The organism is Escherichia sp. F1, assembly GCF_046764225.1.
Lineage (GTDB): Bacteria > Pseudomonadota > Gammaproteobacteria > Enterobacterales > Enterobacteriaceae > Escherichia > Escherichia coli.
The window spans coordinates 3,746,196-3,763,783 of record NZ_CP177202.1; the positions used below are offsets into that span (position 1 = coordinate 3,746,196).

Consider the following 17,588-nt stretch of genomic DNA (forward strand, 5'->3'; position numbering starts at 1 on the left):
CAACGCAGAGGAAATTACCGTTTGTAATCGATGGCTTCTGGCTGCTCCAGATATACGGTAGTTTGTGCTGGTTGGGTGCTGGCAATCACCTTACCGCCACGTACCGAATAGCGCACCGGAACCTGACGGCGCAGCGCATCAAACCCATTTTCAGCCGGCAGGATAATCAGGTTGGCGCTGTTTCCGGCGGCAATGCCGTAATCCTGCAAATTCAACGTCCTGGCGCTATGGTGGGTGATTAAATTCAGGCCGTCGTTAATCTGCCCGTAGCCCATCAACTGACAAACATGCAGCCCCATATGCAGCACTTGCAGCATATTCGCCGTTCCCAGCGGATACCACGGATCGAAGACATCATCGTGACCAAAGCAGACGTTAATGCCGGACTCCAGCATCTCTTTAACGCGCGTGATGCCGCGACGTTTTGGATAGGTATCGAAACGTCCTTGCAGATGAATATTGACCAGCGGGTTGGCGACAAAGTTAATACCGGACATTTTCAGCAAACGGAACAAGCGTGAGGTATACGCCCCGTTATAGGAGTGCATTGCCGTAGTGTGGCTGGCGGTGACTCGCGCGCCCATGCCTTCACGGTGCGCCAGGGCAGCAACGGTTTCGACAAAGCGCGACTGCTCGTCATCGATCTCATCACAGTGAACGTCGATGAGACGGTCGTATTTTTGCGCCAGGGCGAAGGTTTTATGCAGCGACTCCACGCCGTATTCACGGGTAAATTCAAAATGCGGAATCGCCCCCACTACGTCTGCCCCTAAGCGTAACGCCTCTTCCAGCAACGCTTCACCGTTGGGATACGACAAAATCCCTTCCTGCGGGAAGGCGACGATTTGCAGATCAATCCACGGCGCGACTTCCTGCTTCACTTCCAGCATTGCTTTCAGCGCAGTCAGCGTTGCATCCGAAACATCGACATGGGTACGCACATGCTGAATGCCGTTGGCAATCTGCCATTTCAGCGTTTGCCAGGCGCGTTGTTTCACATCGTCATGGGTTAATAACGCTTTGCGCTCGGCCCAGCGTTCAATGCCTTCAAACAGCGTGCCGGACTGATTCCAGTTCGGTTGTCCGGCGGTTTGCGTGGTGTCCAGGTGAATATGCGGCTCCACAAACGGCGGTAAAACTAAACCTTGTTCGGCATCCAGGCTGTTTTCAGTTACGGGCATCACCCCGGATTGCGCATCAATGGCGCTGATTTTTCCGTCCAGCAGATGAATCTGCCACAGCCCCTCTTTGCCGGGTAACCGGGCGTTAATAATTGTCTGTAAAGCGTTATTCGACACTGTTAGCCTCCACATGCGTCATTGCAGCCGTCGTTTTGCGATTCAAAATCGGGTTAAGGATCAGATAGCTCAGCGCGCCACCTAATACCGCGTTGACCGGAACAATACCCGGTAACCAGTGGCCTGCGGCAATCCCCAAGGCGACCGCCAGAATCGCCACCCAATTGACACTCATCATACGCGTGGTCGCAAAGTGCTCATAGCGGCGACGGTTCATCAGATAGTCAGCGATGATCACGCCCCCTACCGGAGGAATAGCTGCCGAAAGGAAGGTCAGCCAGCCGACAAAATTGTTATACAGCCATAGTGCGCAGACCGTACCGATAATACCGTTGATTACCGAAAGGGTTTTGCTCGACATCCCGGTAATGTTGGCGAAACCTAAGCCCGACGCATAGAGCGCGTTATCGTTGGTGGTCCAGATATTCAGCCCCAGCACCACAATCGCAGGCAGCAGCAGGCCCTGAGCAATCATCACATCAGAGATATCCGCCATACCCAGTGCCGCAGCGCCCGCTGCACCGAAAATAAACATCAACGAGTTGCCGAGGAAAAAGGCCACCATCGCCACCAGTACCGCCAGTTTGGCATTGCGACCAAACCGGACAAAGTCAGCGGTGAGCGTACCCGCACTGATAAATGACCCCACAACCAGCGCCAGCGCGACATTGAAATCTAGCGGTTGTGCAGGAACGACCGCTTTTAAGGCGTCCAGACCGCCCATGCCGTTAACGGCCAGCCACACGGAATAACCGCCCAGGCAGGCGATGGCCGGAACCGCAATCACCGAAAGAACGGTCAGCGCCGAAATACCAAAGAAGACGGTGACGGTCATCAGTAAACCGGAGACGGCAATCAGCAAATTAATATCCAGCCCAGTTGCCTTGCCCACCGGAATGGCAAACATCGCCACGCCAACGCCAAACCAGCCAACCTGGGTGCCGCCCAGCAGCAGTGAAGGCAGCCATGAGCCTTTAACACCAAAAGAGAAGCGAGCAAGAAGATGAGTGGTCAGGCCGGTTTTTGCGCCAATGTAACCAAGAAATGAAGTGTAAATACCGAGGAGAAGATTACCGATGAGGACTGCGAGGAAGAAATCATGATAGCTAAGACCGGTTCCGAGAGTGCCGCCGGTCCACATACTGGCGGAAAAGAAGGTTAATCCCAGCATGACGAACGTCAATGCCAATACCCCTTTCCGCGCCGACTGCGGGACTGGCCCCTGGCTAAAGTTGTTATCTTGCGACACGAAATTCCCCCTTTTTGCTGTTTGAAACCCAAAAAATCCGCCGCATTCTATTCATCTGAAGATAAAAAGCAATCGTTTTCGTGGGGAAATATATTTTTTATATGAATGAGTGCAAAAAGGTGGGGGAAAAATTATCGGTGTAAAAACAGTGGGTAGCCATAATAAGACGCGGTAAGCGTCGCATCAGGCATCGGCGCATGGTGTCGGATGCGCCAGGCGACGCATCCGACAATAACCTACTCTTCCATCGCCTGGCGGATCTGATCCAACGACGCAGGATCATCAATGGTCGTCAGATCCCCAGGATCGCGTCCTTCGCAAATCGCCTGGATCGTGCGGCGCAGCATTTTTCCGGATCGCGTTTTTGGCAATTGCGAGACAAACCAGACGTGCGCCGGGCGGCCAAAGTTGCCAATCTGGCTGTCCACCAGCGCCATAATCGCCTTCTCTTGCGAGTGCGCCACCTCACGGTCTTCCAGACTGTCGCTCTCTTTCGGAATGACAAACGCCACCGCCACCTGCCCTTTCAGCGCATCTTTCACCCCAACCACCGCCACTTCGGCAACGCCCGGATGACTGGAGATACTCTCTTCAATCTCGCGCGTCCCCAGCCGATGCCCGGCAACGTTAATCACATCGTCAGTGCGCCCGAGAATAAAGTGATAACCGTCAGCATCGCGGATACCCCAGTCAAAAGTGGCGTACACCGGACGGGAAAACAGCGACCAGTACGTCTTCACAAAGCGGTCGTCGTCGCCCCAAATGGTCTGAATACACCCCGGCGGCAGCGGCCCTTCCACCACCAGCATCCCTTTCTCGTTGACGCCACACGGTTCGCCGGTGACTTCATTAAGCAACTGCACGTTATAGCCATACATCGGCACGCCGGGGCTTCCCAGACGCGTCGGCCTGTCGTCCAGACCGCGAGCAATCGCCATAATCGGCCAGCCGGATTCGGTCTGCCAGTAGTTGTCGATGACCGGCACATCCAGCGTATTGCTCACCCAACTGGCGGTCGGCTCGTCCAGCGGCTCCCCCGCCAGATACAGTGCTTCCAGCGAGGAAAGATCGTGTTTGCGAATTTCAGCGGTAGGGAATTTTTTCAGCACGCGAATAGCGGTCGGCGCTGAGAACATCCGGCTAACCTGATATTTCTCGACGATTTTCCACCACACACCGCAGTCCGGCCAGGTCGGCAATCCTTCGTAAACGATAGTCGCCATCCCCGCCAGCAGCGGCGCGTAGACGATATACGAATGCCCCACCACCCAGCCGATATCCGACGCGCAAAAGAACACACCGCCCGCTTTGCCGCCAAAAATGGTGTCCATCGAGGTCGCCAGCGCCACCGCATATCCGCCGACGTCACGCTGCACGCCTTTAGGTTTGCCGGTCGTGCCGGAGGTGTAGAGAATGCAGGAGGTTTCGTTGGATTCCAGCCACGCCACCGGTACCCGCGCGCCGATGTGTTGATGGCGCAACGACGCGAAATCGACATCCCGCCCGCTAACGCGCGCCATTTTCGCCAGCCCGCGATCCACCAGCAAAACATGGCGTGGCTGGTGCTGCGCCTGACTTATCGCATCGTCGAGCAATTTTTTATAGGGAATTATTTTGCCACCGCGCGCTCCGGCATCAGCCGAAACAATCAGCACCGGTTTAGCATCATCAATTCGCGCCGCCACGCTGTGCGAGGCAAATCCCCCAAACACCACCGAGTGAATAGCACCAATGCGCGCGCAGGCCAGCAGAGTAATATGCGCTTCGGCAATCATCGGCATATACACCAGCACCCGATCGCCACGCTGCACGCCCAATGAACGCAACATTGAGGCCACCGCGTTCACTTCGTCATGCAGCTGGCGAAAGGTAAAGGTGCGCTCTTCTTCTGTTTCCGAAGAGACGGCAATCAGCGCCAGCGCCTCTGGCTGTTTCTCCAGCCAGCGGTCGATAGCGTTGTGGCACAAGTTGGTTCGGCCTTCACAAAACCAACGGGCAAACGGCGGATTGCTGTGATCGAGCGTTTGCGTAAAGGGCGTCTGCCAGTCAATACGCCGGGCCTGCTCGGCCCAGAACTGCTCCGGTTCGTTAATCGAACGCTGATAAAATTCGCTAAAAGACATAATGCTCTCCTGTTGAACTTACGCCTTACCGCCGTTTACTTAAATGACATACAGGTCGAGATACTCATTGACCGGCATCTGTTCCAGGCGAGCTCTGTCGAGAGAAACCTCCAGAATGCGCTGCTGCTGGCGAGTCGGGAACTGGCGCGTGAGATTGATTTTGAATTTATCGACCAGTTTCGGAATGCCATCCTGACGGCGGCGAGCATGACCAATTGGGTACTCCACTACCACTTCTTCAAATCGCGTGCCGTCGGTGAACTCAAGGGTAATGGCATTGGCGATGGCGCGTTTTTCCGGGTCGTGGTAGTCAGCAGTAAATGCCGGCTCTTCAAAGCAATTGATCTTCTCGCGCAGGGCGTCAATGCGTTTATCTTGCGCAACGTTGTCCTCGTAATCTGCCGCCGTTAAGCGCCCGAATAACAGCGGGATCGCCACCATGTACTGAATGCAGTGGTCGCGGTCAGCCGGGTTATTGAGCGGCCCTTTTTTGTCGATGATGCGAATACAGGCTTCGTGGGTGCGAATGGTCACTTTTTCGATATCTGCCGCCGTTTTGCCTGCTGCCTGCATCTGTTCATAGAGCGTCATCGCTGCTTCAACTGCCGTCTGGGAGTGGAACTCCGCCGGGAAGGAGATTTTGAACAGCACATTTTCCATCACGTAAGAACCGTACGGGCGCTGGAAGCGGAACGACTCACCTTTGAAGGAGACGTCGTAGAAGCCCCACACAGGCGCAGTCAGGGCTGACGGGTAACCCATTTCGCCCGTTTTCGCCATCAGTGCCAGACGTACCGCGCGGGAAGTGGCATCGCCCGCCGCCCAGGATTTACGCGTGCCGGTGTTCGGCGCATGGCGATAGGTGCGCAGCGACTGACCGTCCACCCACGCCAGCGAAATGGCGTTGAGAATTTCCTCGCGGGTCAGGCCGAGCATTTCGGCGACCACGGCGGTGGAAGCCACTTTCACTAACAGAACGTGGTCGAGGCCGACGCGGTTAAAGGAGTTTTCCAGCGCGATGCAGCCCTGAATTTCATGGGCTTTGATCATTGCAGTCAGCACCTGTTTCATGGTCAACGGCGCTTTGCCGCTGGCGACCGCGTTGCGCGAAAGCCAGTCCGCCGTTGCCAGAATGCCGCCGAGGTTGTCGGAAGGATGGCCCCACTCCGCCGCCAGCCAGGTATCGTTGAAATCGAGCCAGCGGATCATCGCGCCGATGTTAAATGCCGCCTGGACGGGGTCGAGCTGGAACTGAGTTCCGGGGACGCGCACGCCGTTGGGGACGACAGTGCCAGGAACAATTGGCCCCAGCAGTTTTTTACAGGCCGGGTATTCGAGAGCTTCAAGACCGCAGCCGAGCGTGTCGAGCAGGCAGTAATGGGCGGTGTCGTAGGCTACTCTGGAGCTGATTTCGTAGTTCATCACGTAATCGACGATATCAACGATTTCACGATCAAATTCCGGGCGGATGTTGTTGATTTGAGCTGACATTGGGTACGTTTCCTTATTGTTATTCGTAGAGGTTTACTGGCGCTTATCCAGCGCGACAAACTGGCGGTCTTCCGGTCCAACATAATTGGCGGAAGGACGGATAATTTTATTGTCCTGACGTTGTTCGATAATGTGCGCCGCCCAGCCGGTGACGCGGGCGATAACAAACAGTGGTGTGAACATCTCGGTGGGAACGCCCATCATGTTGTAGGAAACAGCGGAGAACCAGTCGAGATTGGGGAACATCTTTTTGCTCTCCCACATCACTGTTTCCAGGCGATCGGCGATGTTGTACATCTTCAGCGAGCCGCCTTCCTGCGAGAGCTGCTTCGCCACACGTTTGATCACCTGATGACGCGGGTCGGCGATGGTATAAACCGGATGACCAAAACCAATGACCACTTCTTTGTTTTCCACCCGCTTGCGGATATCGGCTTCGGCTTCGTCCGGCGTTTCGTAGCGTTGCTGGATCTCCAGCGACACTTCATTCGCCCCGCCGTGCTTCGGCCCGCGCAGTGCACCAATCGCGCCAATAATCGCGGAATACATATCAGAGCCGGTGCCCGCAATCACCCGGCTGGTAAAGGTGGAGGCGTTAAACTCGTGTTCGGCGTACAGCACCAGCGAAATATGCATCGCCTTTTCCCAGCTTTGCGACGGCTTTTCGCCATGCAGCAGATGCAGGAAGTGACCGCCTATTGAGTCGTCATCGGTTTCTGGCTGGATGCGTTCGCCGTTGTGGCTGTAGTGATACCAGTAGAGAAGAATCGAGCTAAGCGACGCCAACAGTTTGTCGGCAATATCCCGCGCACCAGAGACGGTATGACCCTCTTTTTCTGGCAGCGTGCAACCGAGTGCGGAGACGCCGGTGCGCATAACATCCATCGGGTGCGACGCCGCGGGTAAGGCTTCCAGCACGGTACGCACGTTAGCCGGTAAACCGCGCAGGGCTTTCAGTTTCGTTTTGTAGGCGGCGAGTTCGTCACGGGTCGGCAGTTTGCCGTGGATCAGCAGGTGCGCCACTTCTTCAAATTCGCAATGTTCCGCCAGATCAAGAATATCGTAACCGCGGTAATGCAGGTCGTTGCCGCTTTTACCCACGGTGCAGAGCGCCGTATTGCCCGCCGGAACGCCGGATAGTGCCACAGATTTTTTCGGTTTAATGACATGGGTACTGTTTTGCAGGATCGTTGTGTCGCTCATGTTGTCCTCGTCATTTGTAGGGTCGAGATATTTTTCGTTGTGTTTTATTTCGCCTGGCTACGGGCAAACAGGTCGTCGAGCTTCTCTTCGTACTGGTAGTAGTTGATGCTTTCGTACAGCTCGTTGCGGGTTTGCATGGTGTCGATGACACTTTTCTGCGTGCCTTCCTGACGCAGGACGTTGTAGACATGTTCGGCGGCGCGGTTCATGGCGCGAAACGCTGAAAGCGGGTACAGCGCCATTGCAACATGGGCGCTGCGTAATTCGTCGGTGGTAAACAGCGGTGTTGCGCCAAATTCGGTGATGTTGGCGAGGATCGGCACCTGCACCGCATCGGCAAACTGGCGGTACATGGCGAGTTCGGTAATCGCCTCCGGGAACAACATCTCGGCACCCGCTTCAACATAGGCCTGCGCACGCTCGATCGCCGCATCCAGCCCCTCTACCGCCAGCGCATCGGTGCGCGCCATGATCACAAAATCAGGATCGGTTTTCGCATCCACCGCCGCGCGGATCCGATCCACCATCTCCTCTTTCGAGACGATCGCTTTGTTCGGACGATGACCGCAGCGTTTCGCACCAACCTGATCTTCAATATGCAGTCCTGCCGCACCGGCTTTAATCATCGATTTCACGGTGCGCGCCACGTTAAAAGCAGAAGAACCAAAACCGATATCCGCATCCACCAGCAGCGGCAGCGAACAAACGTCGGTGATACGACGAATGTCGGTCAGCACATCATCAAGGGTAGAAATACCGAGATCGGGCAGCCCCAGCGACCCTGCCGCCACGCCACCGCCGGAGAGATAAATTGCCTGATATCCGGCACGCTGCGCCAGCAGCGCATGGTTGGCGTTAATGGTGCCAACAATCTGCAATGGATTTTCTTTAGACAGTGCAGCGCGAAACGCTTTACCTGGAGAGTGTAGAGACATAGCCCATCCTTTGTTATCAACTTGTTATTTGCGTTGATAAAGACAAAGCAAGGGGTGTGCCACAATTGCCTTAATAAAATTAAATGTTTAATTTCAATTTGTTATAAATAAAGTCATGAAGTAATCCGCAAATATGCGTTTCAGTTAACGTTTCAGGCAATGTTTCACCGCGTTTCATTGCAACAATTATGAAACAAGACTAAACCCAATATTCGGTTTCTTAACTTTGCGGTGCGCTATGGCACATCCACCACGGCTGAATGACGACAAACCGGTTATCTGGACGGTATCTGTAACGCGCCTGTTCGAGCTGTTTCGCGATATCAGCCTCGAGTTTGATCATCTGGCGAACATTACCCCTATTCAGCTTGGCTTTGAAAAAGCAGTGACCTACATCCGCAAGAAACTGGCCAGCGAACGCTGCGACGCCATCATCGCCGCTGGCTCTAACGGCGCGTACCTGAAAAGCCGCCTGTCAGTGCCAGTTATTTTGATTAAACCGAGCGGCTACGATGTGTTACAGGCACTGGCAAAAGCCGGAAAACTCACCTCTTCTATCGGCGTTGTCACTTATCAGGAAACTATTCCGGCACTGGTGGCGTTTCAAAAAACCTTTAATTTGCGCCTCGACCAACGTAGCTACATTACCGAAGAAGACGCACGCGGGCAGATTAACGAGCTGAAAGCTAACGGCACCGAAGCGGTGGTCGGCGCGGGGCTAATTACCGATCTGGCAGAAGAAGCCGGAATGACCGGAATTTTTATCTATTCCGCCGCCACCGTGCGCCAGGCATTCAGCGATGCGCTGGATATGACGCGCATGTCGTTACGCCATAACACTCACGATGCCACCCGCAACGCCCTGCGTACTCGTTACGTGCTGGGCGATATGCTCGGTCAATCACCACAGATGGAACAGGTACGGCAGACTATTTTGCTGTATGCCCGCTCCAGTGCAGCGGTGTTGATTGAAGGGGAAACGGGGACGGGCAAAGAGCTGGCGGCCCAGGCGATTCATCGGGAATATTTTGCCCGCCACGATGCGCGACAGGGCAAAAAGTCGCATCCGTTTGTTGCCGTCAACTGCGGGGCGATTGCCGAATCGCTGCTGGAAGCAGAGCTGTTTGGCTATGAGGAAGGGGCGTTCACCGGCTCGCGACGTGGAGGTCGCGCCGGGCTGTTCGAAATTGCCCACGGCGGTACGCTGTTTCTGGATGAGATTGGCGAAATGCCGCTACCTTTGCAGACTCGCCTGTTACGGGTGCTGGAAGAAAAAGAGGTCACCCGCGTCGGCGGGCATCAGCCTGTTCCGGTGGATGTGCGAGTCATTAGCGCCACTCACTGCAATCTGGAAGAAGATATGCGGCAAGGGCAGTTTCGCCGTGATCTGTTTTATCGGCTGAGTATTTTGCGTCTGCAATTGCCACCACTGCGCGAGCGGGTGACGGATATTCTGCCGCTGGCGGAAAGCTTTTTGAAAGTGTCTCTGGCGGCGCTCTCCGCCCCGTTTTCTGCCGCATTACGCCAGGGGTTACAGGCAAGTGAAACTGTGCTGTTGCGCTACGACTGGCCGGGCAATATTCGAGAACTGCGCAATATGATGGAGCGACTGGCGCTGTTTTTAAGTGTGGAACCGACGCCGGATTTAACGCCGCAATTTTTGCAGCTGCTACTGCCGGAACTGGCGCGCGAGTCGGCGAAAACTCCCGCTCCACGCTTACTGACACCACAACAGGCACTGGAGAAATTTAAAGGCGATAAAACAGCAGCGGCGAATTATTTAGGTATCAGCCGGACGACGTTCTGGCGGCGGCTGAAAAGCTGAACTGCCGAATGCAGCGCGAACGCTTTATCCGGCATAAATTTCAATAGATGATGATCACCGATAAACTTACGCATCGGGGATGTTTACATAGGATTCAGAATTACTTCTTCTTATAAATATTTGCCGTGCCGTGGATCTTATTGTCAGTTTGACCGGAGGTCAGTACCAACACATCAGCCCCTTTTTCATCCGCTTTTTTGATCAAATCTTCTTTCGCATCTGCGGTCGACATTTCATTACTGGTTGAAATATCACCTATTTTTTCATATTGCGATTCAACCTTTTCAAATTCCGCTTTGGTCATTAATTCTGCGGCATAGACATTGGTAACGGCAAACGCTAACGCACCGACTAACATTTTAGAGATTATTTTCATATTACGGCTCCAGAGTTGTTATCACACTATCACCCACCCACATTATTGGGTTGATTAATAATTAGTTCAGTCAGGGCATAAACGCCAGTAACCGGAAATAAGACACTTTGTGATCTCTCTCGCACCCGATTATTTTTGGTAGAAATATGATGAAGTTACTTCACTTATTTATGGATGAAATCACTATGGATCCTTTGCACGCCGTTTACCTGACCGTAGGACTGTTCGTGATTACTTTTTTTAATCCGGGAGCCAATCTCTTTGTGGTAGTACAAACCAGCCTGGCCTCCGGTCGACGCGCAGGGGTGCTGACCGGGCTGGGCGTGGCGTTGGGCGATGCATTTTATTCCGGGTTGGGTTTGTTTGGTCTTGCAACGCTAATTACGCAGTGTGAGGAGATTTTTTCGCTTATCAGAATCGTTGGCGGCGCTTATCTCTTATGGTTTGCGTGGTGCAGCATGCGCCGCCAGTCAACACCGCAAATGAGCACACTACAACAACCGATTAGCGCCCCCTGGTATGTTTTTTTTCGCCGTGGATTAATTACCGATCTCTCTAACCCGCAAACCGTTTTATTTTTTATCAGTATTTTCTCAGTAACATTAAATGCCGAAACACCAACATGGGCACGTTTAATGGCCTGGGCGGGGATTGTGCTCGCATCAGTTATCTGGCGCGTTTTTCTTAGTCAGGCGTTTTCTTTGCCCGCAGTGCGTCGTGCTTATGGGCGTATGCAACGCGTTGCCAGTCGGGTTATTGGTGCAATTATTGGTGTATTCGCGCTACGCCTGATTTACGAAGGAGTGACGCAGCGGTGAGCAGATAATTTACTCTCTACGTAATCAACCTGATTTGCCGAATCCCGACCATCGGCGATGATAGCCCCCGTAATGCGTGGTCCTTATTTCCGATAAGTTTACTTGAGTCTTTAGCTTCCCATTTCAGCCCACTCTCCCCTGTGTGGGCTTTTTTCATTGCTCTGACCCGTCCTGAATAGCCAAACAATGGCAATGTTCCACTTTGCAGGGATGATAATAAGGGGATCTGATTCAGAAGAGTTTTGAAAAGTTGGACCGCCATCGAGGCCTCGAACCCCGTACCATACAACAATCCTGGTTGTCGTCTGCTCTTCCTGATGAGCTAATGGCGGTTTTTGATATGAGCCTTACAGCATATTTTCTGTCAGGCTTGAGTGCGATGCGTAAGATACAGAAAAGACCCCACACAAACATGATGGAATTATGATTTTTTTCATATGAATGTCAACCCACACATTCACAAAACATCTGCATGAGATCATTTTTTATACACCGCATAGCTGCGAAACCACTGCTGATGCTTTTTTAAGCGAAGTGTCGCCGATCACAACAAAATATCGGCGAAAAAAGAGATGGAATGCCAGTTGGCATACAGATATACAGATGAAATGATTACCTGCATTGCGATTCACTCTCTGGTGGAATAACAACTTGCAGGTGGAACCCTTTCTGAACTAAAGAGTGTAGCGGATTTTAACGTGCTTATTTACAGGATAATATCTGTCACCTAATTCCTGCACTCTATTAGATATCCATTGATTTAATCGCGCATCATCTCTGTATGTTTTTACGTCCAGAACAGAGAGCAATAACCTCACCAGCGATTCAGGAAAAACAGGGTAGATATTTTTTAAGTGTAATAATAATCCATGCGCAAGCGCCTGCTTAATGGGCGCGTCTGTCTCCGGAATAGACGACATTTCGCGAAGCCATTTTTCCACATGCATACACTCTTTCCCTTTAGGGAAAAGTCTCAGCAAAGGCATATGGTGTTCAAGAAGAATACATTTGCAATCTGTTCGCACTGAATCGATAAACTGCACTAATTTCTTAAGCCCGGTAAAGCGTCCAGCCTGCACGTTTGCTTTAATATCAAGAAACGCATCATCCTGGTCATATACCCAAACTGTCCCTTTTTGATTTTCAAGTATGCGAAAAACAAACTTAACCGGGTGATCAGGGTAATCCATCCAGTCATAAAATCCAGGGAAATCATTAAACTGCACATTTATGGTGAGTGCGTTATCGTCTGACCACTCACAGTCTCGTACGGCAGCCATGAGATGAATGAGTTTGTCGTCATCGACTAAATCATCACGACAATCATAAGGATAATCATAATATTGTTTAATCAAAACCTTGAATATATCGACACAGGAAACCAGGGAGCTTTTGATATCCTCTGGTAACTGATTGTTTTTTACTGTATTAAGTATGCTTTGTTGCGTATATGGCATCAAATTATTGTGCGGAGCTTTTAATGATATCATCTCGATCTCTCTTAAATAAAAATAAACGTCGCAGATAATAAAGCTCTGATTAAACCAGGCACTATCAGAAATCGCTCATAACTAACGAGTGAAGTATTGTGTCCTGGAGGGAGTTAATTTAACAATTTGAATTTACGTTATAGGTTTTACTGCTACTTTGATATTATTTCGCTCTCCTTAACTAAAAAGTTAAGTGGAGAGTGAAATTAATATGTTAAACCACAGGATATTTATTAATTTTTTCAGTCTGTTAGTGTGCGATTATCGATAACAAAACGATATTTCACATCACCACGCAGCATTCGCTCATAGGCTTCATTAATTTGATCGGCCCGAATCATCTCTATATCAGCCACGATGCCATGTTCGGCGCAAAAATCGAGCATCTCCTGAGTTTCTGGAATGCCGCCAATCATAGAGCCGGCTATCGCGCGGCGTTTCATGATCAGGTTGAAAACTTCCGGCGATTTATGCGGTGTCGCAGGCGCACCAACCAGCGTCATGGTGCCATCGCGCTTCAGCAAGGTGGTAAAATCGTCGAGATTATGTGGCGCAGCTACTGTATTCAAAATGAAATCGAAACTCTTCAGATGAGCCGCCATCTCATCGGCATTGCGTGAGTTAACAACTTCATCGGCCCCCAGGGCTTTTGCCGCTTCGCGTTTTGACTCCGAAGTGGTAAATGCCACCACATGTGCCCCCATCGCGTGGGCCAGCTTAATCCCCATATGTCCCAGACCGCCGATGCCAACCACGCCCACTTTTTTACCCGGCCCGGCCTGCCAGTGACGTAGCGGCGAGTATGTGGTGATCCCTGCACACAATAAAGGAGCCACCGCCGCCAGCTGCTCTTGCGGGTGACGAATACGTAGAACATATCGCTCATGAACGACGATCTGTTGTGAGTAGCCGCCCAGCGTATGGCCCGGTTCGTCCGGCGTCGGCGAGTTATAGGTGCCGGTCATGTGATCACAGTAGTTTTCCAGCCCGTCTTCACACTCTTCGCAATGTTTACAACTGTCGACAATGCAGCCGACACCGACCAGATCGCCCGTCGCATGTTTTTCTACCTGATCACCAACAGCTACCACACGCCCTACAATTTCATGGCCCGGCACGCAGGGATAAACCGTCCCCGCCCACTCGGAACGGACCTGGTGGATATCGGAATGGCAGACGCCACAGTAAGCGATTTCAATTTTGACATCATGCGGTCCCGGTTCACGCCTGGTAATATCCATCGGTTCCAGCGGTTGTTTAGCGGAATATGCACCAACAGCTTTGATCTTCATTGTGTTTACTCCTGATTAGCTATGTGTATTTGGCGATGCCTGATATGTCATCGCGGCAAAACGCGTCCATTGAATATAGCCAATATTTAAACCACCCGATCCAGCCCCAACATGCCGCGAGCCTGAATGAAACAGAGCAGCAACGTTCCCCATAAGGCCATCGTCAGGTAGGGGCTTATCCCGAGAATATTGAAGCCGCTTTCAATAATTTGCAGAAGAAACAGCGCCAGCACCATACCAATTATCCGCCCGCTGCCGCCGTCCGGATTAACCCCGCCGAGTACTGCCGCGAGGATTGACACCAGCAAGTACGATTCGCCATAAGAGGCCTTAGCCGAGTTGAGTTTCGACATCATCAAAAATGCCGCTACCGCACAAAGCAAGGCGGAAATGACATAAACCCAAATCAGCACCCGACGAGTGTTAATGCCGGAGTAAAGTGTTGCTCGTTCGTTAGACCCAATCAGGTAAATGGCTTTACCGAGCGGCGTTTTCTCCAGCAATATCCACAGCCCCAGCGCCACTGCGGCAAACAACCACATCGGTAGCGGAATACCGAACCACTGTGCATGATTCAACCACAGCACCCATGAGGGATAATTGGCAATGGCGCTACCGCCTGTCACCAGAATATTTACCCCTTTGAGCAACGTCATCATCCCGAGTGTTGCAAGTATTGGCGACACTCGAATACCAGCAATCAATACGCCGTTACATAAACCGATTATCACCGCCGCGCCAGCGCCCGCCAGCAGCGTAGCGACAACCGTAGCAATACCCGGTGGATACTGAGTCGCCACCCACGCCATCACCAGTGAACAGGCGTTAGCAGTGGCTATAATTGACAAGTTAATGCCACCGCAAAGCATGGTCACCGCCATAGCCAACGCCAGAATGCCCAGCACGGGCATTTGCGAAGCGACGGACTGGAAATTACTTATCGACCAGAAAATCTCCGGCATAGTAATGCTGAAGGCGGCAACAGTTAGTACCAGCAGGCCGATCAAGTAAAACTCAACGTTATTACGCCACGATTTTTTCATAGCAGACTCCGGTTCTGATGCTGACTCCACGCCGTGGCGCTAATGCTGGCAACGATGATGATGCCTGTGATCAATGTTTGCCAGTAAGACGAGACTCCCAATAAATTTAGCCCGTTTTGCATCACTGCCAACAACACCACGCCGAGCAAAGTACCGGTTAACGTGCCGCGCCCGCCGAGCAAACTAGTGCCGCCAAGCACCACCGCAGCCAGTACTGTCAGCTCATAACCCAGAAGAGAATCGGGGGCGACAGTCATCACCGTCCACGACTGCACTACACCCGCAGCACCAGACATCAATCCCATATAGCCGTAAACGAAAAGTTGCAGTTTCAGCACGCTAAAGCCGATGCGACTGGCTGATTCACGGTTCCCGCCAAGGGCATAAATTTTGCGCCCTACACTGGTGAAATTCATGATAAACGCTGTTAGCAGCACCACCGTAATCATGGCGATCAGCGGCAGACCAAGGCCATAGTCATAGCCGTCAGCATCGGTGTACTTGAACAACATTACCCCCTGCTCAAACCACGGCGGAAAGTCGTACAGCCACACACCTTTACTCAACCATAACAGCAGGCCATAGAAAATATTCAGCGTCGAAATGGTGATGATGATAGACGGCACCCGTAGGCGATTAACCAGTAAGGCGTTTATTAAGCCAAGTAAAATGCCGATGCCGCCCGCCAGGGCAAACGCAACAGCAAAGTTGCCACCAATTTTTTGCAGCAACAGCACCATGCCGTATTGCGCAATGATGGTCATTGCCGGAAACGAAATATCAATCCCACCGGAAATTAACACCACAAACAAACCACAGGCGAGAATAGTCAACATGGCATAGTTATTGGCGAGATCGTACAAATTACCGAATGTCAGAAACTCGTCGCTGCGCCAGGCAAGGCCGACAAACAGCCCCACAATCAGTAATGCCAGCCAGAATTCATGACGTTTTTTCAGTTCAGCCATTTACCACCTCCGCAATCCTGGCCTGAGAACTGCTGTCAGGCAGGAAGCTATGGGTGATCTGACCTTTTTGCATTACCAAAATCCGGTGGCTTTGATACCACGCTTCTTCAATTTCATCGCAGATCATCAATACCGCAATGCCATGAGCCGCCAGATCGCTGATAATGCCGTATATTCCTGCTTTGTTGGCGATATCAACACCGACAGTCGGGCTATCGAGAATCAACAGTCGTGGCCCAATCGCCAGCCATTTGGCGATCGATACTCGCTGCGCGTTACCCCCGGAAAGCGTATTCACCGGGAGATGTGGGTCAGAGACTTTGATGGTCAATGCCTTGATTAGCCTGTCCACCAGGTCACGCACTTTAGCTTCACTCAGAAAGCCGAAGCGATCTTTTACCTTGTGAAAAACAGTGCTAATGATGTTGTCTTCAATAGATTGCGCCATCACCAAACCGCGCGACATGCGATCTTCCGAAACATAACCAATACCGTGGCGGATGGCGTCCTGGTTACTATGCAGTGTAACCGGCTGACCGTTGATGAGGATCTCACCAGCATCCGGTCGGGTCATACCAAACAGACTCAGACATAATTCCGTGCGCCCCGCACCAAGCAGGCCAACAATCGATACCACTTCGCCCGCTTCCACCCGCAAGTTAATATTTAGATATTCCCCATGACGACTTAAATTACGCACCTCCAGCACCGGGGTGCTGGATTTTCCCTGCCACAACTCTCGCACCTGATATTCGAACTCCTGGCCGGTCATCAGAAAACCGAGTTGTTTTGTGGTCATCTCTGCGGCCGGAAAGGTCCCGACCAGCTCACCATCTTTCAGCACTGAAATACGGTCGGAAACTTCCATCACTTCTTCCAGACGATGACTGACGAAGACCACGCAGATCCCGCGTTCCCGCAATTGATGCACCACCTGTAATAACCCTTGCACTTCCTGATGGGTCAGCGAAGCGGTTGGTTCATCCATCACGATCAACCGTGCGTCCTGCGCCAGTGCACGGCAAATTGCCACCAGCTGACAGCGGGCAATTGAAAGCTCAGAAACGAGCGTATCCAGTGGCAATGTGACGTTAATACTGGTCATTGCCGCCTGCGCCACCTCACGCAGACGACGGCGGTTAACAAACAGACCGTGGTGATAGTGATTCACGGCGATATTCTCCCAGACACTCAGGTTAGGAAATAAAGAGAGGTCCTGATAAATCACCTGAATCCCCTGCGCCACCGAAGCGGCGGGTGTCAGCTTTGACCAGTTTTTCCCACCAAGCGTAATTTCTGCTCCCTCATCCGGGCGATAAACACCGGACATAATTTTAATCAACGTCGATTTACCACAGCCGTTTTGCCCGGCAAGGCAGTGCACCTCACCCGACATAAAGTCGAGAGAAACATCGCGCAGCGCTCGCGTGGCATGAAACGTTTTGTTGATATGACGAAGGGAAAGGAAGGTTTCCAT

General features: G+C 52.1%; 15 protein-coding genes. 2 read left to right on the plus strand and 13 right to left on the minus strand.

Annotated elements, in window-relative coordinates:
- Positions 1-14 precede the first annotated feature (14 nt).
- The 6 genes from codA to prpB form a co-directional block, all read right to left on the minus strand.
- Positions 15-1,298, minus strand: coding sequence for a cytosine/isoguanine deaminase (gene codA / locus ACK8NJ_RS18060; RefSeq protein WP_001308426.1), 1,284 nt, complete (start codon positions 1,296-1,298; stop codon positions 15-17).
- Positions 1,288-2,547: a cytosine permease gene (codB, locus tag ACK8NJ_RS18065; protein WP_000076233.1), complete on the minus strand. Its 1,260-nt coding sequence runs from the start codon at positions 2,545-2,547 to the stop codon at positions 1,288-1,290. Before codB ends, codA begins: the two co-directional genes overlap by 11 nt.
- 236 nt (positions 2,548-2,783) lie before the next feature.
- The gene (prpE, locus tag ACK8NJ_RS18070) at positions 2,784-4,670 is read right to left on the minus strand and encodes a propionate--CoA ligase (RefSeq protein WP_411961851.1); all 1,887 of its coding nucleotides are present in this window, start codon (positions 4,668-4,670) and stop codon (positions 2,784-2,786) included.
- 39 nt (positions 4,671-4,709) lie between these two features.
- Complete coding sequence (gene prpD, locus ACK8NJ_RS18075; protein ID WP_411961852.1) at positions 4,710-6,161, minus strand: 2-methylcitrate dehydratase; 1,452 nt, start codon at positions 6,159-6,161, stop codon at positions 4,710-4,712.
- A gap of 33 nt (positions 6,162-6,194) precedes the next feature.
- The gene (gene prpC, locus ACK8NJ_RS18080) at positions 6,195-7,364 is read right to left on the minus strand and encodes a bifunctional 2-methylcitrate synthase/citrate synthase (protein ID WP_001285909.1); all 1,170 of its coding nucleotides are present in this window, start codon (positions 7,362-7,364) and stop codon (positions 6,195-6,197) included.
- 44 nt (positions 7,365-7,408) lie between these two features.
- Positions 7,409-8,299 (minus strand): methylisocitrate lyase, encoded by an 891-nt coding sequence (prpB, locus tag ACK8NJ_RS18085; RefSeq protein WP_000052172.1) that lies wholly within the window; start codon positions 8,297-8,299, stop codon positions 7,409-7,411.
- 238 nt (positions 8,300-8,537) lie between these two features.
- Between prpB and prpR the strand changes: the two genes are divergently transcribed.
- Entirely contained in the window at positions 8,538-10,124 is a 1,587-nt protein-coding gene (prpR, locus tag ACK8NJ_RS18090; protein ID WP_411961853.1) for a propionate catabolism operon regulatory protein PrpR, read from the plus strand.
- 100 nt (positions 10,125-10,224) lie between these two features.
- Here the strand turns inward: prpR and yahO are convergent, their stop codons facing one another.
- A complete protein-coding gene (gene yahO, locus ACK8NJ_RS18095; RefSeq protein ID WP_000691953.1) occupies positions 10,225-10,500 on the minus strand; it encodes a DUF1471 family periplasmic protein YahO in 276 nt (91 codons plus the stop codon).
- Positions 10,501-10,646: 146 nt separating this feature from the next.
- Between yahO and ACK8NJ_RS18100 the strand changes: the two genes are divergently transcribed.
- Positions 10,647-11,318 (plus strand): LysE family transporter, encoded by a 672-nt coding sequence (locus ACK8NJ_RS18100; RefSeq protein WP_000976977.1) that lies wholly within the window; start codon positions 10,647-10,649, stop codon positions 11,316-11,318.
- Between the two features lie 16 nt (positions 11,319-11,334).
- On the opposite strand, the gene yahM is transcribed toward ACK8NJ_RS18100, so the two are convergent.
- From yahM to ACK8NJ_RS18130, 6 genes are all read right to left on the minus strand, one after another.
- On the minus strand, positions 11,335-11,580 hold the full coding sequence (gene yahM / locus ACK8NJ_RS18105; RefSeq protein WP_000290610.1) for a protein YahM: 246 nt from the start codon (positions 11,578-11,580) through the stop codon (positions 11,335-11,337).
- Between the two features lie 412 nt (positions 11,581-11,992).
- A complete protein-coding gene (gene yahL, locus ACK8NJ_RS18110; RefSeq protein WP_001558667.1) occupies positions 11,993-12,808 on the minus strand; it encodes a protein YahL in 816 nt (271 codons plus the stop codon).
- A 242-nt stretch (positions 12,809-13,050) separates the two neighbouring features.
- Positions 13,051-14,100, minus strand: coding sequence for an NADPH-dependent aldehyde reductase YahK (gene yahK / locus ACK8NJ_RS18115; protein WP_001558665.1), 1,050 nt, complete (start codon positions 14,098-14,100; stop codon positions 13,051-13,053).
- Between the two features lie 86 nt (positions 14,101-14,186).
- Complete coding sequence (locus ACK8NJ_RS18120; RefSeq protein WP_001558664.1) at positions 14,187-15,143, minus strand: ABC transporter permease; 957 nt, start codon at positions 15,141-15,143, stop codon at positions 14,187-14,189.
- Entirely contained in the window at positions 15,140-16,111 is a 972-nt protein-coding gene (locus ACK8NJ_RS18125; RefSeq protein ID WP_000818889.1) for an ABC transporter permease, read from the minus strand. The genes ACK8NJ_RS18120 and ACK8NJ_RS18125 overlap by 4 nt, the downstream gene beginning before the upstream one ends.
- Positions 16,104-17,588: a sugar ABC transporter ATP-binding protein gene (locus ACK8NJ_RS18130; protein WP_000447333.1), complete on the minus strand. Its 1,485-nt coding sequence runs from the start codon at positions 17,586-17,588 to the stop codon at positions 16,104-16,106. Before ACK8NJ_RS18130 ends, ACK8NJ_RS18125 begins: the two co-directional genes overlap by 8 nt.